This window comes from Tahibacter amnicola, from assembly GCF_025398735.1.
GTDB classification, from domain to species: Bacteria; Pseudomonadota; Gammaproteobacteria; order Xanthomonadales; family Rhodanobacteraceae; genus Tahibacter; species Tahibacter amnicola.
Map to the genome: position 1 here is coordinate 2,109,145 of NZ_CP104694.1, position 22,046 is coordinate 2,131,190.

Below are 22,046 nucleotides of genomic sequence, written 5' to 3' on the forward strand. Positions count from 1 at the left end.
CGTGGCACCTACTGGCGGTGGATCATGCCCAATTCTTTCAATCGCTCTGACCGTATCTCCGCCGAGCTTCGCCGTCTGGTGGGCACGATGGTGCACGAGGTCGTGCGCGATCATGCGCTGCCATCGGTGTCCGTGTCGGATGTCGAGGCCTCGCGCGAACTGGACACCGCCGTCGTCTACGTCACCGCCCTCATTGCCGAGCAGGGGCCGCCCGCGGTCAAGCTGCTCAACGAGATGGCGAAAGATTTCCGCCGCGAGCTCTCGCGCATCATGAAGATCCGCCGTGTGCCGGAGCTGCGCTTCCGCTACGACGATTCGGTCGACAAGGGCGAGCGTATCGAAGCCCTGCTCCGCGGCGAGAAGGAAAAGGGACGTCTCTAGTCCGCTGGCGGCTGCCTCGCGGTCGTCCACTCCGAATCCATGAGCAAGAAACCCGACCCGACGGCCTGGCGCGACGTGCACGGCATTGTCCTGCTCGACAAGCCCAAAGGCCTCAGCTCGAACCAGGCCCTGCAGAAAGTTCGCCGCCTGTATGCGGCCGCCAAGGGCGGACATACCGGTTCGCTCGATCCGATGGCGACCGGCCTGTTGCCGATCTGCCTGGGTGAGGCGACCAAGATCGCCGGTTACCTGCTCGGATCGGGCAAGGCCTACGTCGCGACCGTCGAACTGGGCACCACCACCGTCACCGGCGATGCCGAAGGCGAGATCGACCAGGTACGCCCCGTGCCGACGCTCACTGCCGCGGATGTTGAGCAGGCTTTGGCACCGTTGCGCGGCCGCATCTGGCAGACACCTCCGGTCTATTCGGCGCTCAAGCAGGGCGGTGTTCCGCTCTACCGCCTTGCGCGGCAGGGCGAAACGGTCGTCGTCGCGCCGCGGCAGGTCGAGGTGCACCGGCTGGAAGTCCTCTCGCAGACCCCGTTGCAGCTGACCCTCCTGGTTGAATGCGGCTCCGGCACCTATATCCGCAGCCTGGCGGTGGACCTGGGCGGGGCCCTGGGGTGCGGCGCGCACCTGTCGGCATTGCGCCGCACCTGGGTCGACCCTTTCCGCGTGCCGCAGATGTTCACAGTGGACGCCCTCGAGGCGACCCTCGCGACGCAAGGGCGCGCTGCCCTTGACCGGCTGATACTGCCGACGGATCAGGGTTTGGCCGGCATGCCGCTGGTCACGCTCGACGCCGACCAGGCGCGGCGCCTGCAGATGGGGCAGCCGGTCCGCGTGGGAGCGCTGGCACCGGGGCTGTGCCGGGTGCACGATGCGGCCGGTCACCTGATCGCCCTGGGCGAGGTGGAAGCCGGTGACCTGAAGGTCCGGCGCGGCCTCAACCTGCCGGTGTGAAGCGGCCTCCGGACATCGCAGACTTGTTGCGCCGCGAACGTTGGCGCTAAAATACAACGCTCACCAGACAATTCACCCCACGCGGGGCTTGTGCAGCGCCATCGGAAGGTGGAGCTGCACAAGCCTCGCCTAGCTTTCAAGGTTCCGAAAATGCTGACTGCCGAACAGACTCAGAAGATTCTCGCCGACTACGGCCGCGTGCCCAACGACACCGGCTCCCCGGAAGTGCAGGTCGCCCTGCTGTCGGCCCGTATCGAACACCTCTCCGGCCATTTCGCCAAGCACGCCAAGGATCACCACTCCCGCCGCGGCCTGCTGAAGATGGTCAACCAGCGCCGTCGCCTGCTGAGCTACCTCAAGGCGAAAGACGCCACCCGTTACAAAACCCTGATCGACCGCCTCGGCATCCGCCGCTAAGCGACCCCGCACGAGGAGATGGCAGTGGCGAAAATTTCGAAGTCATTCCAGTACGGTAACCACGAAGTCACACTGGAGACGGGCGAAATCGCCCGCCAGGCTAGCGGTGCGGTGATGGTCAGCATGGGTGGTACGGTCGTGCTCGTCACGGCGGTGGCTGCCAGCAAGGCGCGTGAGGGCCAGGATTTCTTCCCCCTCACCGTCGACTATCAGGAAAAGTTCTACTCCGCCGGTCGTATTCCCGGCGGCTTCTTCAAGCGGGAAGGTCGTCCCACCGAAAAGGAAACGCTGACCTCCCGCCTCATCGATCGTCCGATCCGCCCGCTCTTCCCGGAAGAGTTCAAGAACGAAATCCAGATCATCGCGACGGTCATGTCGCTGAATCCGGAAGTCGACGGCGACATCCCGGCACTGATCGGTGCCTCCGCGGCTCTGGTCCTGGCCGGCGTTCCCTTCAAGGGCCCGATTGCCGCCGCCAAGGTGGGTTACGCCAATGGCCAGTACCTGCTCAATCCGGTCGTCAGCGAGCTGGCCACTTCTGAACTCGAACTGGTTGTCGCCGGTACCGCCAACGCGGTCCTGATGGTCGAATCCGAAGCCAAGCTGCTGTCCGAGGAAGTCATGCTCGGCGCAGTCACCTTTGGCCACAAGGCCATGCAGACGGCGATCGACGCGATCAACGCGTTTGCCGCCGAAGCCGGCCGCAAGACCTTCAACTGGACCGCCCCGACCCGCAATGACGCGCTGTTCGACGCCCTCACCGGCGTGATCGGCAACCGCATGGCGGATGCGTTCCAGATCCGTGACAAGCTGCAGCGCCGTGACGAGCTGGCCAAGGTGAAGACCGACGTCAAGGCCGCCATCGCCGAGCAGGCCATCGCCAACGGCTGGACCGACGGCGAGATCGGCGGCGCCCTGGGTGACCTCGAATACCGCACCATGCGCGACGGCGTCCTCAAGACCAAGGTCCGCATCGACGGCCGCCAGCTCGATACCGTTCGCCCGATCAACGTCCGCGTCGGCGTACTGCCGCGCACGCACGGGTCGGCCCTGTTCACGCGCGGTGAGACGCAGGCCCTGGTGACCGTGACCCTGGGCACCACCAAGGACTCCCAGATCATCGACGCGCCGGAAGGCGAATCGAAGGATACGTTCCTGTTCCACTACAACTTCCCGCCGTTCTCGGTGGGCGAGTGCGGCCGCATGGCCGGCCCGAAGCGTCGTGAGATCGGCCACGGCCGTCTCGCCAAGCGCGGCGTGCAGGCCGTCAAGCCGTCGATGGAAGAATTCCCGTACGTGCTGCGCGTCGTCTCCGAGATCACCGAGTCGAACGGTTCCTCGTCGATGGCCTCGGTCTGCGGTTCCTCGCTGGCGATGATGGATGCCGGCGTGCCGCTGAAAGCGCCGGTTGCCGGTATCGCGATGGGCCTGGTGAAGGAAGGCGACGATTTTGTCGTGCTGTCCGACATCCTGGGCGACGAAGATCACCTGGGCGACATGGATTTCAAGGTGGCCGGTACCGATGCGGGTATCTCTGCGCTGCAGATGGATATCAAGATCGACGGCATCACCGAAGAAATCATGCGCGTGGCGCTGGAACAGGCCAAGCGCGGCCGCCTGCACATCCTCGGCGAAATGAACAAGGTCATCACGACCGCCCGCTCGGAAATGAGCGAGTTCGCGCCGCGCCTGCTGACGATGCGTATCCATCCGGACAAGATCCGCGAAGTGATCGGCAAGGGTGGCTCGGTCATCCGCGCCATCACCGAGGAGACCGGCACCACGATCGACATCCAGGACGACGGCACCATCGTCATCGCCTCGGTCAATCGTGCGGCGGCGGACGAAGCCAAGAAGCGCATCGACATGATCGTCTCCGACGTCGAGCCGGGCCGTGTCTATGAAGGCAAGGTGGCCAAGCTGATGGACTTCGGCGCGTTCGTGACCATCCTCCCGGGCAAGGACGGCCTGGTCCATGTTTCGCAGATTTCCAACGAGCGCGTCGAGAAGGTTTCCGACAAGCTCAAGGAAGGCGACATGGTCAAGGTCAAGGTCCTGGAAGTGGACAAGCAGGGTCGCATCCGCCTGTCGATGAAGGCCGTGACGGAAGAAGAGCAGGGAGCGGCGTAAGCCATGCCGTGACCGACAAAAAAGCCGGCCACGCGCCGGCTTTTTTGTGCACGCTGTTTTGTTGCGACGCAGCATGTCGTCGGTGTAGCATCCGGCGGCCCGGGAGAGGTGAAAATGTCTACGAATACACCGCAGGATTGGTTCGGCGACTGGCAGGAGCTTTCCAGGCGCTATTGGGATGGCTGGAAGTCGCAAGGTATGCCTGCCGCCGCTGCGAATACCGACTTGCCCTGGCAGGCCGGATTCGATCAATGGGCGAAACTCTTCGGCGGTGCTTCGCAGCAGAATGACCTGCTCGAACGGATCAACGCCAACAGCAAGGCGTACATCAGTCTGATGCAGTCGCTGCTCGGCTCCGCCATGGGGCGTGCGGGCGATGGCAATGCGCAATCCTGGACCGATGCATTGCGCAACGGCTTCAACATCCCTGGTATTGATCCCTCGCTGCTGAACAATCCGCTGGCGTCCAGCTTGCGCGACATCGCCGGGCAGGGGGCCAGGGGCTTCGAACAGCTGATGGGGGAGTTCGCCCGCAGCATGGACCGCTGGCGCCAGTCCACCGTCGGAACGTTCGACATGCCGGCATTCGGGCTGGCGCGCGAACACCAGGAGCGTTGGCAGCAGCTCGCGGCCGCAGCGACCGACTACCAGGAACAGACCAACCGCTACAACGCGCTGCTGCTCAAATCCAGCCAGAATGGATTCGAACGCTTCCAGTCGAAGCTGGCCGAACGCGAGGAGCCGGGTCGCCAGCTCGAATCGGTACGGGCGATCTACGACCTGTGGGTGGATGCCGCAGAGGAAGCCTACGCCGAGATCGCCTTGTCGGAGGAGTTCTCGCGAGTCTACGGCGCGATGGTCAATGCACAGATGCGCGTGCGTTCGCTGGCCCAGAAGGAAGTGGAACTGCAGACGCGCCAGCTCGGCATGCCGACGCGCAGTGAAGTGCAGAATCTGGAGAAGTCCATGCTGGCACTGCGCCGCGAACTGCGCAATCGCAACGACGCACCGCCCTCCGATCTTGCGTCCGAAGTAGCCGCGCTGAAGGCGGAGCTGGCTGCGCTCCGGCAGCAGGTGGGCGCATCGGCTTCGCCGGTCGCCGCCACAACGACCAAGCCGTCCAAGAATTCGTCCAAGACCAAGCGCTAGGGTAAGCCATGGGCCCGATTCGAATTGAACCGCAGAAAGCGCTGGATGAAGCGCTGAAGATGCAGCAGAAGCTGTCTGCCGGCACCAAGGTGCTGCAGTCGCTGGACGAGGTCAGCTTCGGCGTCACACCGAAGGAAGCGGTGTATCGCGAAGACAAGATGACTTTGTACCGTTTCCGTGGCAGCAAGGCGCCGACGACGAAGACGCCGCTGCTGATCTGTTATGCACTGGTCAACACACCGTACATGGTCGACCTGCAGGAAGACCGCTCCATGGTCAAGAACCTGCTGGCGCTCGGGCAGGATGTCTACCTGATCGACTGGGGCTATCCGGATGGCGCCGACCGCTACCTGGAACTGGACGACTACATCAACGGCTATCTGCGCCGGTGCGTGGATTTCCTGCGCAAGACGCACGATGTCGACGCGGTGAACCTGCTGGGTATCTGCCAGGGCGGCGCGTTCTCGCTGTGTTTCTCGGCGATCTATCCGGAAAAGGTGAAGAACCTCGTCACCATGGTGACGCCGGTGGATTTCCATACCCCCGACAACATGCTTTCGCGCTGGGTGCAGTCGCTGGATGTCGATCTCTTCGTCGACACGCTCGGCAATGTTCCGGCGGACCTGATGAACTACTGCTACCTCACCCTCAAGCCCGTGCGCCTGAACCAGCAGAAGTACATCGGGCTGGTCGATATCCTCGATAACAAGGCTGAACTGGAGAATTTTCTCCGGATGGAGAAGTGGATCTTCAATTCGCCCGACCAGGCGGGCGAGGCGTTCCGCCAGTTCATCAAGGATTTCTACCAGGGCAACAAGCTGCTCAAGGGCGGGCTGAAAATCGGCGACAAGGCGGTGGATCTGAAAAGCATCCGCTCGCCGGTGCTCAACATCTTCGCCGAGCAGGATCACCTGGTTCCCCCGGCTGCATCGCGCGTCCTCAAGGATGCTGTTGGCACCAGCGACTACACCCAGATCGCCTTCAAGGGCGGTCATATTGGCATCTATGTCTCCAGTCGTGCGCAGCGGGATGTTCCACCGGCGATCCACGACTGGTTGCAAAAGCGCGCCTGACGCAGGGTCACGTGGCTGCGCCCGGGACGGGCGCAGCCGTTTAACGATGCGGCGGACGGGTTTATCGTCCGATGCCGAAAGTACGCAACTGCCGCTGGGGAATTGCTGCGGCAGTGTTCAGACGCCTGCGCTGCGGGCAGAGCTCATTCCGTGCAGATAATTCGTCGCATGCTCTTTTCACCGCCGGTGCTGATGGTGTTCGCGTTGCCGGTGCCGGAATTGGTCTTCAACCTGGTGAAAAGCCCGGGCGAAGCCTTTCTCACTTACCTGGCGATGCTGACCAGCAGCGTGTTCGGCGCGGCCATCTGGTTTGCCGTCGTCGCGCCGCTGGTGGCCATGGTGCACGAGCTGGTGCGGCCGCGTAATCGCTGGACCTACCTCGCCACGGCCATCGGGGTGGGCACCGGACTGGCCGCCATGTTGCGCTGGGTGCTGCTGTCTGCGGCACCCGTCGATCGCGTGGCTGGGTTGCAGGCGCATCTGGTACTCACGACCGTGCTGCTGCTGGGGGCGTACTACGGGCTCGTGGGCGGCCTGGCGATGATCGTCCAGCGCTCCGCGTCGGAGAACGCGGGAGCAGCCGGGGCCGAGTCAGGCAAGAGCGCCTAGGGTCAGGGCTCCCCGCTGCCCGCATCAGCCGGCGGCGTCGGCTTTTGTCGCTTGCGGGGTGCGGGCTTCTTCCTGGCCGAGGCGCCACTTTCCGGGGTGGCAGGCTTTGCGGTCGCGGACTTGCGCGCGACAGCCTCTTTCGCGGCCGACTTGCGTCCTGTCGCCTTTGCCGCGCTTTTGCCCGGCGAGGCCTTCTTGGCGGCCGGCCGGCGCCGGGGCTTTTCCGGCGTGGGTTCCGCTGCGGGCTCCTCGGCGTGCGTGCCGTCGCCCTTGGTAAACGGGTTCAATGCCGCCACCCGCGAAAGCACGCCGCCCAGAGTGCCAAGCGTTTCCTTGGTGGCAGCAACGGACCATTCCCACACCTTGCGTTCGTCGACACCGGTGAACGCTCGCAGCGCGTCGGCAACGCTGTCGACCGGTGCCGAGCCGACCTTGGCGAAGGCCTGGGCGCGGCGCCCGATGGCGTAGGTGGTCGAGGCATTGCCCAGGGCGCTGGTCAGCACCGAGGCGATCGGGGCGACACGGCCCAGTACGGTGGCGCCGAGCTTCTTGCCATAGATGTTGAACAGCTTCCGGCCAAGGGCGTCGACACCGATGCTGGCACCGGCGCCCAGTGCGCTGATCTGCGCGATCAGGGGTTTGCGCAATGCCTCCGGCATGGGCAGGTCATAGAGCGTCAGCGTGTCTTCGATCAGTTTTTCCTGGATCGCCGTGATGGCGGCGATATCGGCGATCTCCCCGAGAGTGAAGCGCAGCAGGGTGCCCGCGCCGGGAATGGCGCCGGCCAGCGCCGAAACCGCGCCGACGCCGGCTGCCTTCAGGCACGCAGTGCGCAGCAGCGACTGGAACTCGGCTTCCTTGTCCCGCTTCGCCGCTGAAGTCGGCGCGCGTTTGGCGGGAATCTCCGTGCTACGCTTTCTCGATGACATCGTCCACCTCGTCGTTTGCTGCATTGTGGCAGCTTATCCGTTATGCGCGGCCCTATCGCGCCCGTTTGATCGCGGCAAGCCTGTGTTCGGTCGCCAACAAATTGTTCGACGTGGCGCCCGAGATCCTGATCGGTATCGCCATCGACGTCGTGGTGCGTGGACAGCAATCCTTCGTGGCCGGATTTGGCGTCACCGACCCGCTGGATCAAGTCTATCTGCTCGGCGGCCTTACGCTGGCCATCTGGATCTTCGAATCCCTGTTCGAGTTCGCCTACCTGGTGCTGTGGCGCAATCTCGCCCAGGATCTGCAGCACGAACTGCGCACGTCCGCCTTCGCTCACGTGCAGAATCTCGACCTCGCCTATTTCGAGGACCGCTCCAGCGGCGGACTCGTGTCGATCCTCAATGACGACGTCAACCAGCTGGAGCGGTTTCTCAACGGCGGTGCCAGCGACCTGATCCAGGTCGTGGTTACTGTGATCGCCTGCGGCGCGGTCTTTTTTGCGATTTCGCCGCAAATTGCGGTTCTGGCCTTCACCCCGATTCCGGTGATCCTGTGGGGTGCGTTCTTCTTCCAGCGCAAGGCAGGTCCGCGCTATGACCGTGTGCGGGAAAAAGTCGCTGCGCTGTCCGGGCGGCTGGCGAACAACCTTGCGGGTATCGCCACCGTGCGCAGCTTCGGTGCCGAGCAACGGGAGTTGGCGCGGTTGCAGACGGACAGCCTGGCCTACGTGGCGGCCAACCGCCACGCCATCCGCCTGAGCTCGGCGTTTGTGCCGCTGATCCGCATGGCGATTCTGTTTGGATTTCTCTGCACCTTCGTCCGCGGTGGCCAGCTGGTGCTCGAAGGTCACCTGCAGGCAGGCTTCTACGCGGTGCTGGTGTTTCTGACCCAGCGCCTGCTGTGGCCGCTGACCCGGTTGGCCGAGACGGTGGACCTGTTCGAACGGGCGATGGCCTCGACCCGGCGGATCCTCGGGTTGCTGGCCACCCCAATCCACATTGCCGATGCGACGACGCCTGAACCGGCGCAGCCCGCGCGCGGCGACATTCGCCTGGACCAGGTCCACTTCGCCTACGCGAACGGCAACCCGGTGCTCCACGGCGTCACGCTGGATATCACGGCAGGCACGACGGTGGCCCTGGTCGGCGCCACCGGGGGCGGAAAGAGTTCGTTGATCAAGCTGCTGCTGCGCTTCTACGAGCCCACGCAGGGCCAGATCTTCCTGGACGGCCGTCCGCTGGCCAGCTACCCGCTGGCCTGGCTGCGATCGCAGATCGGGTGGGTTGCCCAGGATGTCTTCCTGTTCGAGGGCAGCGTGCGCGACAACATTGCCTATGGCCGTCCGGGCGCGAGCGAATCGGAGATCGTCGCTGCGGCGATGGCGGCCGAAGCGCATGAGTTCATTACCCGCCTGCCGCAGGGCTACGACACGCCCGTCGGCGAGCGGGGCATCAAGCTGTCCGGCGGACAGCGCCAGCGCCTGTCGATTGCGCGCGCACTGCTGAAGGATCCCCCGATCCTGCTGCTGGACGAAGCCACCAGCGCCGTCGACAACGAGACCGAGGCGGCCATACAGCGCTCCCTGGCGCGCCTGGCCCACCAGCGCACGGTTATTGTGATCGCGCACCGCCTGTCCACCATCGTCCAGGCGGATGCTGTCGTCGTGGTCGAGGACGGCCGTATCGTCGAGGCTGGCCGGCACCGCGAACTGATCGGCCGCGCGGGCAGCTACGCCGCGCTCTGGAAGGTTCAGACCGGCGCCGCTGCGCAGATGCCCGAGCCGGCCTGACAGGCCTCGTCCCGCTATTGCGTTCTTGAAACGCGCAAGCCCCCCGCGTTGCTGCCAGGCGCGGGGCGTCACAGGCTTGCGCTATCCTCCCGCTTCGTTTTCGGAGATTTGGCATGACCGAACTGGACCGCCACGACACCATCCGCGCCGTACATTGGCTGGGCGACCGCCTCCGCCTGCTGGACCAGCGTCGCCTGCCGTTCGAGGAGGTGTTCATTGAATGCCATAGCGCTGCCGACGTCGCCCAGGCGATCAAGGACCTGGCTGTCCGCGGTGCGCCGGCAATCGGCATTGCCGCGGCCTGGGGCGTCGTGCTCGCCGCCCAGCATACGCCGCAGATCCTCTCTGACTGCCTGCGCCTGCTGCGCGCGTCCCGCCCCACCGCGGTTAACCTGATGTGGGCGCTGGAGCGCATGCAGGGCGTGATCGACCAGGGTGGCGACGTGGCGCGCCTGACCGAGGAAGCCCGGCATATCCAGGAGGAAGATCTCGCCGCCAATCGCCGAATGGGTGAGCTGGGCGCTTCGCTGCTGAGCGGCGGCGGCGTGATGACCCACTGCAATACCGGCTCGCTGGCGACGGCAGGGTTCGGCACGGCGCTCGGCGTGATCCGCTCGGGTTTCGCCAAGGGCAAGGTGTCCAAGGTCTACGCCGGCGAAACCCGCCCGTGGCTGCAGGGCGCGCGCCTGACCATGTACGAGCTGGTGCGCGACGGCATACCGGCCCAGTTGATCGCCGACTCGGCGGCGGCCTACCTGATGCGTTCGGGGGCCGTGCAGTGGGTGATCGTGGGTGCCGACCGCATCGCGGCCAACGGCGACACGGCGAACAAGATCGGCACGTACCAGCTGGCGATTGCCGCGCGCCACCACGGCGTGAAGTTCATGGTCGTCGCGCCGTCGTCGACGGTCGACATGGCCACCGCTGACGGCGCTGGCATCGAGATCGAGCTGCGTGACGCCAGCGAGCTGCTCGGCGTCAGCGGTACGCGCACGGTGGTTGACGGCGCTTCCGCGTGGAACCCGGTATTCGATGTCACGCCCAGTTCCCTGATCGATGCCATCGTGACCGAGCGGGGCATCATCGAGCGTCCGGACCGCAAGAGCATGGCCGCCGTGTTCCGTCCCGGCGCGGCGGAATAGGCGACCGGCACAGCCACTATCGACCGTGCGGCAATTCCTGCTCTTCTGCATCGGCGGCGTCATCGGCTTCGTGGTCGATGCCGGCGTGCTGCGCGTCCTGGTTGGCGGATTCGGCTGGGACGCGTACCTGGCGCGCCTGCTCTCGTTCCTGTGCGCCGCCACGGCGACCTGGCTGTACAACCGCAACCATACCTTCCGGCAGGAGCGGAACTACGGGCTGCTCGGCGAGTGGGCGCGCTACCTGTTTGCGATGTGTGGCGGATTTGTCGTGAACTATGGCATTTATGCCTTTCTTTACTATGCCTCACCACTGGTGCGCCTGTATCCGGAACTGGGCGTGGCCGCCGGTTCGATCGGCGGGCTGGCGGTGAATTTCGCCACGTCGCGCTGGTGGATCTATCGCCGGCAACGCGCTGGTTGAGGCGTCATGTGACACTTCGCCGGCTTCACTTGGCCAGGGCGAAGGTCTGCGTGGTGTATTCGGCCAGATGCCCATCGTGGCCGCGGGTTGAAATCGCGGCGGAATAGGTGCCGGCCGGCAGCTGGGACGCGGCGAAATCCAGGCTGAGCTCCCCGAATCCCCGTGCCGTCAGCCCTTCGAAGCGCCGCCGCGTGCCATCGGGCCAGGTCAGGTCGATGACGTAGTCGCGCACACTCTGTGCCGTCTCCGCGCTGAGCGTCACGGCAAATTGCAACACCACGCGGGGCGCGGCGGGATCAATGCGCAGCGCGGTCGCCGCGACGGCGCTGCGGGCGGTATCCACCAGCATGACCTGCACGTTTGCGGCGACGGATTGCGTCGACGGCGAGGACCACAATCGCCATAGCAGCAGCGATGGCAACAGTGCGCCGAGCATGAAGCTGGCGGCAATCGGCCAGGCGGCAATGGACGGGCGGCGCGGCGGACCGGCGGCGCCGATCGGCGATACCGATCCGCTGGCGATCGTGCGCAGCCCGGTGCGCAAGACACGTTCGGTTTCGACGGCGTGCAGCAGCGCCGGATCCTGGAACAGTTCCAGCTCGAAACGCTCCAGCGCCTCGCCGGTCAGCTCGCCGGCCAGGTAGCTGCGGATCCGCTCATCAGTGGCAACGTGCACGTCGTTCATCGGAGGGGCTCCGCGACGGCGGCAATCTTACGGAACAGTATGGTTTCTCTCCGCCAGTTCGCGCAGGCGACTGCGTGCGCGGTGCAGCACGCGGTCGAAATGCTCTGCGCTGAGCTCGTAGTCGCGGCACAGGTCCGCCTTGTCATGATCCAGGACGTAGTGACGCCAGAGCAAGTCCCGGTCGCGCGGAACGGGCAGTTCCGCAATGAGCTGGCGAACCAGCGTGGTGACCTGTTGTTGTTCAAGCAGGGCCAGCGGTCCGGCGGAGTCGTCGACGGCGGCGGCGAGTCCGTCGCTGTCGGCATCCGTGCGTCGGCGCTGCACCTTGCGCTTCTCGCCAATGGCCAGATTGATGGCGGTCTGGCGAAGGAATCCGGCAAGGCGCTCCGGATCGTCCACCCCGTCGCCGCGCAGGCGCTCCATCGCGATGATGAAGGTTTCCTGTGCCAGGTCGCGAGCCAGTTCCGGCTGGTGCAGGCGCTGGTTGAGGACAGCCAGGATGGGGCGGATATACCGCTGCACGAGGGCGCGTTCGGCGAGTCGGTCTCCCGACGCGATTCGTGCAACCAGTTCGGCGTCGACAGCAGACGCGGGCACGGACGCGAGGTCGAGACCGTTCGGCATGGAGGCTGACAAGCGGACCGGGGAGTCGCTGTCAATCCTATCCAATTAAACAAATTGTGACTAGAAAAATTCGGCATGCGCCGGGGCGCTTGACACGCGTCGAGCCGCTTTCGACATACGCATTCGAATTGTCATCATGGACACCGCGAAGCGTGTCGGTGCCTTTCCGGAACGGCCGGAAAAAGGCGCGTGCAATCAAGTGCATGGGCGGATGGCGCATCGCCGTTCATCCTTACGTCGCAGCCCCTGCCTTGGCTTACTGCCGCCAAGCGGCGTTCCCTCTCAGGCGGCTTGGGGCAGCCGATGCCGCAGCAGCCCGGGGACTCGGCCCCCGCAGCGCGGCCATCCGCTTCACGAAAGGAGCGTGCCCTACAGCCATTTGTGGCGGCGCAGCACGGCAAACAGCCCGATCACGATGAAGAAGGTCGCGCCTACCACTACCGGATAGCCATGCTCCAGTTCGGGCATGGTGCGGAAATTCATTCCGTACCAGCTGGCGATCAGGGTGGGCGCGGCGAGCAGTGCGGCCCAGCCGGCAAGACGCTTGACCACTTCGTTCTGGGCGACGGTCACCAGCGACATGTTCACGCTCATGGCGGCGGTGAGCATTTCGCGCATGGTGTCGGTGGCCTCGTTGATACGCGCGGCGTGGTCGGAGACGTCGCGGAAGTAGAGCCTGACTTCGTCGCGGATCAGGCTGGGGTGGAAGCGCATCAGCTGATTGAGGATATCCTGCAGCGGCGCGACAGCTAGTCGCAATGTCACAAGTTCCTTTTTCAACTCGTACAGGTTCTTGATCGTGTCGCGCTTGAAGGTGTCTTCGAAGATGTCCTTTTCCAGTTCCTGCAGTTCCTCGCGGAACTCGCGCACGATCGGGAAGAAATTGTCGACGATGAAGTCGAGCACGGCGTACAGGCCGTAGCTGGGGCCCAGCGTGAGCAGTTCCGGCGTCTGCTCGCAGCTGCGGCGGGCCGGCTGGTAGGACAGGGAGGCGCCGTGCCGCACCGTCACCAGGTAGTTGCGGCCGAGAAAGATGTGGGTCTCGCCGAATTCGATCTTCCCGCCGATGGCCTGCGCCGTGTGTACAACGACGAAGAGAGAATCGCCGTACACCTCGATCTTGGGACGCTGGTGGGCGTTGTGGGCGTCTTCGACAGCCAGTTCATGCAGGTCGAATTCTTCCTGCAAGCGCTCGAGCAGTGATTCGTCCGGCTCGTGCAGGCCGACCCAGACGAAGTTGCGCCGGTCCTTGAGCACCTCGCTGATCTCGGCGATGGTGATGTCGCGGATGCGCTGGCCGTTCTCGGTCGAGTAGGCGACGCAGTTGACCACCATCGGCGTGGCCGACTCAGCCGGCACCGGGGCCTGGTTCATGGGGGCGGCGGGGGCTGCTAGGTTCATCGGACGCTCGCGCTGGTCGACCCCGCAATGATGCCGGATCGCGCTGCGGCCGCAAACCCGGCGAAGCGTCGGAATCGGGCGGCGTTCAGGCGGTTCACGGAATGTATAGACGTATATTTATTGACTGGCGTGGCAGTCGCCGAAGCGGCGGGCACGTTCGCCGTGGTCGGCAACCTGCGTGGCATAACGCGCACCGGCCTGTTGGCGCGCCGCGAGGGTGAGCCGGCGATCAAGGGCGGCCAGGGTCTGCAGATCGTCGGCCAGAGCCTGGTCCGGAGCATCGGGCCGGTCGGTGTAGCAGCCCTGCGCGTCCAGCCACAGTCGCCAGGCAATCCACGCCCACGCTCCCGCCACATCGCCCTGGTTCCGGGCGCGTGCGGCCGCGCTGTCGATGGCCCAGCGTGTACCCAGGTGCGCCGCGCGCTCGACCGCGGCCTGTGCGTGCTCCGGCAGGGCGGGCTGCCGGCCGTACCCTTTGCTGATGACTTCCGCCAGGAACGGCACGTAGGCGTCGTGACCGTCGGCCAGTCGCTGCAGGAGCGCCAGGCCCCATTGCCGTTCCTCCGCGTTCTCGGATGCCAGGAGCTCGCGCACGACGTTCATCCCGGCGTCGGCGGCCGCGTGCTGCTGCCAGAACTGCTTCAGGCGTTGCAGTAGTTCGGCCCAGCGGTCCGGTTCCGGCGGCTGCCTCAACGCCGCCTCAAGGTGTTCGCGTTCGTCGGGGCCCGTGGTGGCCCGGAACTGCCGGTGCGCCTCGCGCCAGGCGTCCTGGTTGGCGCGCAGGGCGGCACAGCGGCGCTGCAGGCCCTGCAGGTAGGCCAGGCGCTGCTGGAGGGTGAGGCGGATTCGCGCGCGGTCGTCATCGTCCAGTCCCTGGGCCAGGGTCGTGATCGAGGGCAGGGCGAAGGGGGCTGCGGGATCCGGGAACACGCTCGCGCATTCGCGCTCGAGCGCCGAAAGGGCTTCCTCGGCGGGGCGTTCCAGGCGCCGAACCTCCTCGACCAGCTTCCGGACCGTCTTTTCAGGCCGGGCGAGGATGTCGTCCGTGCGTTCGCCAAACGCCTTTTCCTGGCGATGGCGGCGCATACGTTCCTGCGCTGCCGCCCACCGGGCGGGCTCTATCTCGCGGCGAGGGTCCCGCACGGGCGGTGAGGGAGCGGCCGGCGCGGCTGGCGCTGCGCGCCCGTCCGCATCGTCCACGGGGGCAGTGACGGCGTCCGGAGCGCGCGGCTGCATCCAGGCCGGAAAAAGGTCCGGCCGGGCGATCCAGACGATCCATGCCAGGTGGGCGGCGGCAATGACGCAGAACAGTGGGATGTTGTGTTCGATGTCGTAGCGGTCGCGCGTCATTCGTGTCCTTCCCGGCAAGCGGCAGTGCCACTGGGACGCGTGCCGATGACCAGGGTGCCCGTGCTCCGCGCCAGCGTGCAAGCGCTGCAACAGCAGCGCGCGCTGACTCAGGGGGACTGTGCCGGCACTGGAGCCGGGAACGTGCCGTCGGCGGGCTGCGTGAGTCGCCGCAACGCCAGGAACAGGCTCAGGTGCATCGGCAGGAGCAGGGCGACCCAGACACCGTTGTGCTGGCCTATCCACGGCAGAAGCTTCAGTCCGAGGGCCGCCAGGGCGCTGATCAGCACGATCCGGCTGATCCAGCGGGTGAGCGGGCCGATGGTCCAGGTCTCGCGACGGGCGCGCACGTAGGCCGGGATCAGGAGCAGCACGAGCGGATTGAGCAACAGCAGATTGCCGTTGCGCCAGGCCGATACGTGTTCAGTCAGCGACCACAGGCCGGCGAGCATCAGTCCGCCCAGTCCCATGGCCAGCAGCGTCAGGGCAGAGACTGTCGCAAACACGACCCGCGCCGGCCGGCTGCGCCGCCGCGCGGCAAGGCCGTACAGAATTTCGCCGAGGCCGGCACCGATCGGCAGGCAGAACAGCCAGTAATCGAGCGGCCACGGTCCTTTTCGCGCGAACAGGGCCTGTTCGGATTGCGCCAGCAGCGGGGATGCGGCGTGCAGCTTGCGGGTGGCCTCCACCAGCGGCACCTTCGCACCGCTCTCGTCGCTGACGGTGACGGTCTGCAGGTGCTTCATGAACGCCATGGGCACGAAGCTTTCGTCCCAGAACGACAGCGGCCTGTCCGCATAGGGCCCCAGGCCCAGGTCCATCGGCAGCATCAGGAGTGGATCGGGCGCCATCAGGCGATTGGCATGCAGGCGGAAGGTGAAGCCGCGCGACGGAGCAACCAGTTGCCCGCGGATCGTCCCGCCGAGCGCACGGTCGAGTGCATCCCGCACCTGGGTGGAACAATTGGCGGTGAAATACTCGTAGCGGTATTTCGCGTTTTCCGGCTGCGCGTTCCACTGGAGAAATTCGTACAGCGCGTATCGCTGCGCCGGCGTGAATCGCAACGGCTGCTCGACGACCTCGCGCCCCTGTTCGGCGTACAGCGCGATATCGTCATCGGCGTCGTTGACGGCCATGCCGTAGCGCATGTGACCGCGCAGGAAATTGGTCGCGAAGTCAGTCTCTTCGAAATCGAAGATGCCGTAGTTGTAGCTCAGCCCGCGGCCGGTGCGCGTATCGCGGATGACGATGGCGTTATGGCCGAAACGCTCCCACACAGCCTCGCCGGGACCAAATGTCAGCAGGGATACGGTGAGCGTTTCGCCGGGTACCTGGGCACCTACCGGTGCCGCGGCCAGCAGCCACGCCACCAGCAGCCCGACCAGGCACCGCGTGAGGCGCAGCGCGACAGCGCTACTGTTCGTGAACACGGACGGCGAACTGGTGAACGCGGCGATCGTCGGCCTTGGTCACCTGGAAGTGGAACCTGCCGATCGAGGCTTCTTCGCCCACTTCCGGCAGATGCCCGAATTCCGCGGTCACCATGCCACCGACCGTGTCGAATGCCTCGTCGGGAAACTCGCAGCCGAAGCGTTCGTTGAAATCGGCAATCGGCGTCAGCGCGTGCACCAGCCAGCAGCCGTCGATCTGTTCGTGGATGGGGCGTGTATCCCCTTCGACGGTGTCATGTTCGTCGTCGATATCGCCGACGATCTGTTCGAGCACGTCCTCGATGGTGATCAGTCCCGCGACGCCGCCGTATTCATCGACGACGATGGCCATGTGATTGCGTGAGAGCCGGAATTCCTTGAGAAGGATATTGAGCTTCTTCGACTCGGGAATCAGCGCGACGGGACGCAGCATCATCCGGATATCGCAGCCGGCGTCATCGGCCAGGCAGCGCAGGAGGTCCTTGGCGAGCAGGATTCCGAGGATCTCGTCCTTTTCCTCGGCATGGACCGGGAAGCGCGAATGCCCCGATTCGATAACGATCTGCAGGTTTTCCCTGAACGGCGCATCCGCCCGCAGCGCGACGACCTGGGCGCGTGGCACCATGACATCGGCCACGGTCAGGTCGGCCACTTCGATGGCGCCCTCGACCATGGACAGGGTGTCGTTGGAGAGCAGGCCGTTGGCCTGAGCCTGGCGCAATTCCTCGAGCAGTTCTTCGATATTGCGCGGTTCGCCCGACAGCGCCTGACTCAAGCGCTCAAACCAGGATCGGTGGGTGGGCGGACTAGGGTGGTCGTCGCTCATCGCTGACGGTGGCATGCCCAGGGGGCGGGGGAACGAGTGTAGCAGAGCCGCCCGGCAGTGCTGTTTCCCGAAACCGATCGCCGTCACGGGGCGGACCGGGCCCGCCACGCATGGACTCGCGGGTCGATGGTGCGCCGCCACAAGGGGGGTACCAGGGCGAGCAGGAACATGGTGGCGTAGCCCGCAGGCAGCTGAGGGCTGTCCGGGTGATGGCGCAGCCGGTGGTAGCGTCGGCGTGCATGGGCGTGGTGGTCCGAATGCCGCTGGAGCTGGAACAGCAGCCAGTTCGTCAGCCGGTAGCTGGAATTCCAGGAATGCCGGTGATCCACACGCTCGTACTGTCCGGGGCAGACCTGTCGCCGTTCCAGCCCATAGTGCTCGACGTAATTGATGATCTCCAGCGTGACGCCGGCGATAGCGCCCTGGACCAGGAACCCGGCCAGCCCGGCAACGCCGTAGAAAACGAATGCGGCCCCCGCAAACAGGAGGGAAAGCGCGTACCAGCCCAGCAGTTCATTGCGCCAATGCCAGGCTGGCAGACCGAGCCGGCGCAGCCGTGCGGCTTCCAGACGCCAGGCATTGAGCGCATTGCTCAATAGGGCCTTGGGAAGAAACCGGTAGAGCGATTCGCCCAGGCGTGCTGACGAGGCATCCTGCGGAGTGGAAACGTGCACATGGTGGCCGCGCAGATGCTCCACCTTGAAGCCCGCGTAGACCACGCTGGCCAGCAGTACCCCGCCCAATGCCGGCTCGAACCGGCCGGACTTGTGGATGAGTTCGTGCGCGGTGTTGATCGCCACCACGCCGCCGGTGATGCCCAGCGAGAGCAGCCAGACGGCCTTCGCGCCGGGTCCGAGCGGTGCATTTGCCAGCACCCCCAGCGCCCAGCCCAGCAGCCCCAGCCACGCGGGAACCGCCAGCCAGGTCAAGCCGCGAAACAGCCAGTCCGAGGCGTCCGTCGCGTCGTCGTCGCCCGGCGGATTGCGGACATCCCGACCCATCAACGCGTCCGCCAGGGGCACCAGCACGAACAGAAAAAACAGCGGAAAGGCGGCAGCCAGTACGGACGGCACACCGCTGCGTCGCATCATCTCGGCGACCGGCAGCAGCGCCGGCACCACGAATACCAGGCAGAACCCCAGAGCTCGCGTGGCTTCCCGCGTCATGGCCGTCTCGCGCAGCGACAGACACCCTCATCATGCCCGCTCCACCCCCACCTCGCCAACAACCGCTCTTCGGAGCCCCGTTGAGTCAAGGGGGCGGCCAGACGCCGGCTGCGCCGGCGTCTGGCGGGGTTGTGGAAGTGTGAGGCGAAAGCAGGAATTCAGTGTTTCGGAAATTCCAGGCCTGGCTGACTGCGGCCAGACGCCGGCTGCGCCGGCGTCTGGCGGGGTTGTGGGAGCGTGCGGCGCAGGCAGGAATTCCGCCTGTCGGCAATTTCTGCGGCTTATTGAAACCCGTTCTTGAAGATCTGGTCGTAGGTCCCGGGCGGCTGGTCGCTGCCCTGGAAGATGCCCAGCGGCGAATAGCCGCTGTACCCGGGGAACACATAGTAGACATTGGGATTGCCCAGCCGGCGCACCAGGGCTTCGGAGATGACGCGGCGATAGTCCGTGGTCACGGCGACATCCGCGCCTTCGTACAGCTGGGCGCTGGCAAGGCCGGGAAAGGTGCCGTAGGTCCGACCGCCGTTGACGCTGGCGCCCAGTGCCAGCATCACGTTGCCATAGCCGTGATCCGTGCCGCCCGACTCATTCTCGTTCACCCGTCGGCCGAATTCGCTCATCACCAGTACGCTGACCTTCTGCATGTGGTTGGTCGCGCCGGATGACAGGTCGGTGTAGAACGCGCCGAGCATGTCGGACAGTTCCTGCACCTTGTTGCCGAAGTAGTCGTAGGTGTTGGCCGGATTGCCCTGGCCGTCGTGAGTGTCCCAGCCACCGTAGTCGACGGTTGCGATCCGAAGTCCAAGGCCCGCTTTTATCATTTGCGCAATATTGCGCAATTGTGTTCCCAGTGCGCCATCGCCGTAATTGGCGCCGCCGGCGGGCTGATAGCCCCCCGGATTGCTGGAGGCGTTATATAGCCGGAAATTGAGCGGACGCATGGCGGCCAGCGCATCGAGCGTCTGTTGGCCGGCCACCTCCAGCGCGTCTGAACCGGCCCACAGCTGCGGCAGGGTCTCGACGAAACCGCTGAAACCGGCGGGCAGGTCGTTCGCCGCGTAGTTGTCCCGGGCGTTCCACGCCCAGGCGGCGGTATCCAGGCGGAATTCAGAACCGTAGTAGGCCGTGATTGTCTCGGTACTCGACAGGAGGCTGGTAGAGGTGATCGCGCCCATGCACACCGAAGGAATCGGCACATTGGCTGGCAATCCACCGGAGATCAGGTGCCGGGTGAGCCAGCCCACGCCGCTGCCCTGCTGGCCGCCGAGACCGAATTCCATGTTGGCCTGGGAATCGAAGTGGCTGCGCGTGACCGGCGTGTTGACCTGCCCGGCGCCCAGTACCACGGCCAGGTGATTGGATTGATACAGCGCCTGCAATGCGGTTGCCCGTGGATGCAGGCCCCATAGTCCGTTGGTGTTGGGTAGCGGCAATGCCGCGCCGGCGCCCGACAGGGGAATCTTCAGCGTCGGCCGCAGTTGTTCGTAGGTGGCGCGGTCGTTGCCGCCAACCGGCGGTACGAGGCTCAGGCCGTCGGTGCCGCCGCGCAGGAACAGTACGACGAGCGTGTTGTCAGTGGCCGCCGCCGGATCGAATGCCGCGCCGAAGGCGTTCGGGCTCGCTGCGCCCGCGATAGCGCTGGCGCAGCAACCCTTGAGGAAATCGCGTCGATGGATAGTGGTCATGGCTGGCTTACCGGCGCAGATAGTCGGGGCTGCACAGAATCAACGCGACCATTGTGCGCAGGCGTGATTGCGTGTAGTGCGCTTTGAGATTGGTGCCCGCCCAGGCTTCGTTGAGCGACAGGGCTTCCGTCGCGGCAGCGTTCTGGCGCAGGTAGTTCACGGCGACCGGATAGGTCGGCGAAGGGCGTCCCCCCAACAGGCGGTCGCACCAGTAGCCGGCGATGTTGCTGGCGTGGCGGTCGGCGGCGTTGGGAAATGCCGCGAGCGTCTGGGCCAGCACATCAGCGACATAGGGCGTACTGGTGTTGCCGTTGACCTGGCGCATCTCTGGCAGTCGTCCCAGCAGGCGGAAGGTCATGCCCAGGGCGCCGGTGGAGGCCCAGGCGACGCGCTTGTCGGGATAGCCGTTTGGCGCCGGCCAATAGAACAGGCGGTTGCCGGTGAATTGCAGGCGGCTGATGAATTCCTCGGACGTCGTCCAGGCCGAGGTGTAGTCCGGCACGGGTGTGAAATCGGCGCCCAGGGCGCGCAGCGCACCCACGGCCGCAACGGCCGGACGCTTCATGCGCAGGCCCCAGCTGGTGCGGAAATCCGCTGAATTGAGGATCAGGCGGACAACGCGCGCGATCTGGTCGGGCGCCTGCCAGTTGGTGATGAATTCGGTGGCGGCCGCGTTGACCAGTGCGGCCGGCGGATCGTCCGCGACAAAGCGCCGGCACAGCTTCTTCGCCACGAAGCGGGCCGTGCCCGGGTGGGAAGCCAGGATATCGAGCAGGCGCGTACCGTCGGCCTGGTGCTGGTAAGGAGCGATATAGCGGTTGAGGATGTATTTCTGGTACTGGTCGTGCCAGTCGTCGCGATAGATGAATGTGCCGTCGTTCTCGGCCGGGTACTGCCAGTGACCGTTCCTGAGCGTCCAGCCGGTCAATGCGCTGGTTGCCTCGTAGACGTCAATGTCCACATATTTCAAACGTACCGAAGTGCCGTCGGCCAGCTGCCCGATCGGCAGGGACGGGTCGTCCGGATACAGCACGCCGCCGTAGTTTTCCGCGCCCAGCGTGTGCAGTTCGAACAGCTCGCGCGCGAAGTTCTCGTTCGGGCCGGCGCGGGTGGAGGAGTACAAGTCGAGGTAATACATCATCGTCGTCGACTTGGTCACTTCTTCCAGCATTGCGCGGAAGTTGCCCAGGGCGCGCGGCCGGATGATGTCGCGATCGTAGTGCGGGAAGACCGGGCCACCGTTGTAGTCCCAGCCAAACACGCTGAAATGGTCGTGCCAGAAATCGACCATGGTCTCGAACAGCTGGCGCTGGCTGTAGGCCTGGCGGATCAGGGTGGCGCATTCGTTCTCGGCCATCGGCCGCATGCGCACCGCGTAGTCGGCGGTGGATTCGTGGTCGGTCCACAGCTGCTGCAGGCTCTTGCCGAGCGTGGTGAGCGCGGCGGCGGCGAGCCGACTGTCGCAGGCGCTGTCGTTGATCGACGCTGGCGCCAGCTGGCGCTCAACCCAGGCGGCCCAGCGCGCCTCATCGCTCGCACCCGGCAGCGCGGCGAGAGCGGCGATGTCGGCTGGCGAAACGCCGAAGCCTGCCTTGCTCAGCCAGCGGAACGGTGCCGGGGGCACGGCGTAGGTGACAGCCGCCGCGTCGCGTTCCGCCAGGCGGGTATCCATCGACGGTTTTTCGGAGCGGCGCATTGGCGCCGTTTCGGGCTCGGCGATGCCGATGGCGCAGGCGAGGGCGCCGAACAGACGCCGGCGCGTGGCGAAGGCGGATGCCGTCGCAGTGGAACCAACCATGAGAACTCCGCAGCGCGGTCGAAGACGAGACGCCAAGGCTAATCAATACATCGGGGTCAGTCGTGAACCAGGTCACC

Annotated in this window: 20 protein-coding genes; 10 read left to right on the forward strand and 10 right to left on the reverse strand. The window is 65.4% G+C overall.

What is annotated here, in order from left to right; all coding sequences use genetic code 11:
* Positions 1-24 precede the first annotated feature (24 nt).
* From rbfA to N4264_RS08985, 7 genes are all read left to right on the forward strand, one after another.
* Positions 25-381 (forward strand): 30S ribosome-binding factor RbfA, encoded by a 357-nt coding sequence (gene rbfA, locus N4264_RS08955; protein WP_261696697.1) that lies wholly within the window; start codon positions 25-27, stop codon positions 379-381.
* A gap of 39 nt (positions 382-420) precedes the next feature.
* A complete protein-coding gene (gene truB, locus N4264_RS08960) occupies positions 421-1,344 on the forward strand; it encodes a tRNA pseudouridine(55) synthase TruB (RefSeq protein WP_261696698.1) in 924 nt (307 codons plus the stop codon).
* Between the two features lie 150 nt (positions 1,345-1,494).
* A complete protein-coding gene (gene rpsO / locus N4264_RS08965) occupies positions 1,495-1,761 on the forward strand; it encodes a 30S ribosomal protein S15 (protein ID WP_261696699.1) in 267 nt (88 codons plus the stop codon).
* Between the two features lie 24 nt (positions 1,762-1,785).
* Positions 1,786-3,891, forward strand: a complete 2,106-nt coding sequence (gene pnp / locus N4264_RS08970) for a polyribonucleotide nucleotidyltransferase (RefSeq protein ID WP_261696700.1) — start codon at positions 1,786-1,788, stop codon at positions 3,889-3,891.
* Between the two features lie 114 nt (positions 3,892-4,005).
* Positions 4,006-5,040 (forward strand): class III poly(R)-hydroxyalkanoic acid synthase subunit PhaE, encoded by a 1,035-nt coding sequence (phaE, locus tag N4264_RS08975; protein ID WP_261696701.1) that lies wholly within the window; start codon positions 4,006-4,008, stop codon positions 5,038-5,040.
* Between the two features lie 8 nt (positions 5,041-5,048).
* Complete coding sequence (locus tag N4264_RS08980) at positions 5,049-6,113, forward strand: class III poly(R)-hydroxyalkanoic acid synthase subunit PhaC (RefSeq protein WP_261696702.1); 1,065 nt, start codon at positions 5,049-5,051, stop codon at positions 6,111-6,113.
* 150 nt (positions 6,114-6,263) lie between these two features.
* Complete coding sequence (locus tag N4264_RS08985; protein ID WP_261696703.1) at positions 6,264-6,722, forward strand: hypothetical protein; 459 nt, start codon at positions 6,264-6,266, stop codon at positions 6,720-6,722.
* A gap of 2 nt (positions 6,723-6,724) precedes the next feature.
* On the opposite strand, the gene N4264_RS08990 is transcribed toward N4264_RS08985, so the two are convergent.
* A complete protein-coding gene (locus tag N4264_RS08990) occupies positions 6,725-7,651 on the reverse strand; it encodes a hypothetical protein (protein ID WP_261696704.1) in 927 nt (308 codons plus the stop codon).
* Here N4264_RS08990 and N4264_RS08995 point away from each other — a divergent pair.
* The 3 genes from N4264_RS08995 (at position 7,645) to N4264_RS09005 (ending at position 11,007) form a co-directional block, all read left to right on the forward strand.
* Complete coding sequence (locus N4264_RS08995; protein WP_261696705.1) at positions 7,645-9,444, forward strand: ABC transporter ATP-binding protein; 1,800 nt, start codon at positions 7,645-7,647, stop codon at positions 9,442-9,444. The two genes, N4264_RS08990 and N4264_RS08995, sit on opposite strands and share 7 nt — an antisense overlap.
* A 113-nt stretch (positions 9,445-9,557) precedes the next feature.
* Positions 9,558-10,586, forward strand: coding sequence for an S-methyl-5-thioribose-1-phosphate isomerase (gene mtnA / locus N4264_RS09000; RefSeq protein ID WP_261696706.1), 1,029 nt, complete (start codon positions 9,558-9,560; stop codon positions 10,584-10,586).
* Between the two features lie 25 nt (positions 10,587-10,611).
* Positions 10,612-11,007, forward strand: coding sequence for a GtrA family protein (locus tag N4264_RS09005; RefSeq protein WP_261696707.1), 396 nt, complete (start codon positions 10,612-10,614; stop codon positions 11,005-11,007).
* Between the two features lie 25 nt (positions 11,008-11,032).
* Here N4264_RS09005 and N4264_RS09010 read toward each other — a convergent pair whose 3' ends face one another.
* The 9 genes from N4264_RS09010 to N4264_RS09050 all read right to left on the reverse strand — a co-directional run bounded on the left by N4264_RS09010 (position 11,033) and on the right by N4264_RS09050 (position 21,969).
* Positions 11,033-11,692: a hypothetical protein gene (locus N4264_RS09010; RefSeq protein WP_261696708.1), complete on the reverse strand. Its 660-nt coding sequence runs from the start codon at positions 11,690-11,692 to the stop codon at positions 11,033-11,035.
* A 27-nt stretch (positions 11,693-11,719) separates the two neighbouring features.
* Positions 11,720-12,316, reverse strand: a complete 597-nt coding sequence (locus N4264_RS09015; protein WP_261696709.1) for an RNA polymerase sigma factor — start codon at positions 12,314-12,316, stop codon at positions 11,720-11,722.
* 369 nt (positions 12,317-12,685) lie between these two features.
* A complete protein-coding gene (gene corA / locus N4264_RS09020; RefSeq protein ID WP_425508317.1) occupies positions 12,686-13,717 on the reverse strand; it encodes a magnesium/cobalt transporter CorA in 1,032 nt (343 codons plus the stop codon).
* A gap of 117 nt (positions 13,718-13,834) precedes the next feature.
* The gene (locus N4264_RS09025) at positions 13,835-15,067 is read right to left on the reverse strand and encodes a hypothetical protein (protein WP_261696710.1); all 1,233 of its coding nucleotides are present in this window, start codon (positions 15,065-15,067) and stop codon (positions 13,835-13,837) included.
* Positions 15,068-15,174: 107 nt separating this feature from the next.
* Entirely contained in the window at positions 15,175-16,494 is a 1,320-nt protein-coding gene (locus tag N4264_RS09030; RefSeq protein ID WP_261696711.1) for an Lnb N-terminal periplasmic domain-containing protein, read from the reverse strand.
* Positions 16,478-17,320 (reverse strand): CorC family transporter, encoded by an 843-nt coding sequence (locus N4264_RS09035; protein ID WP_261696712.1) that lies wholly within the window; start codon positions 17,318-17,320, stop codon positions 16,478-16,480. The genes N4264_RS09030 and N4264_RS09035 overlap by 17 nt, the downstream gene beginning before the upstream one ends.
* Before the next feature lie 83 nt (positions 17,321-17,403).
* Complete coding sequence (locus N4264_RS09040; protein WP_261696713.1) at positions 17,404-18,486, reverse strand: alkane 1-monooxygenase; 1,083 nt, start codon at positions 18,484-18,486, stop codon at positions 17,404-17,406.
* A 281-nt stretch (positions 18,487-18,767) separates the two neighbouring features.
* Positions 18,768-20,171 carry a DUF1501 domain-containing protein gene (locus N4264_RS09045; protein ID WP_261696714.1) on the reverse strand — a complete coding sequence of 468 codons (1,404 nt, stop codon included), beginning with the start codon at positions 20,169-20,171 and terminating at the stop codon, positions 18,768-18,770.
* 7 nt (positions 20,172-20,178) lie between these two features.
* Positions 20,179-21,969, reverse strand: coding sequence for a DUF1800 domain-containing protein (locus tag N4264_RS09050; protein WP_261696715.1), 1,791 nt, complete (start codon positions 21,967-21,969; stop codon positions 20,179-20,181).
* Positions 21,970-22,046 lie beyond the last annotated feature (77 nt).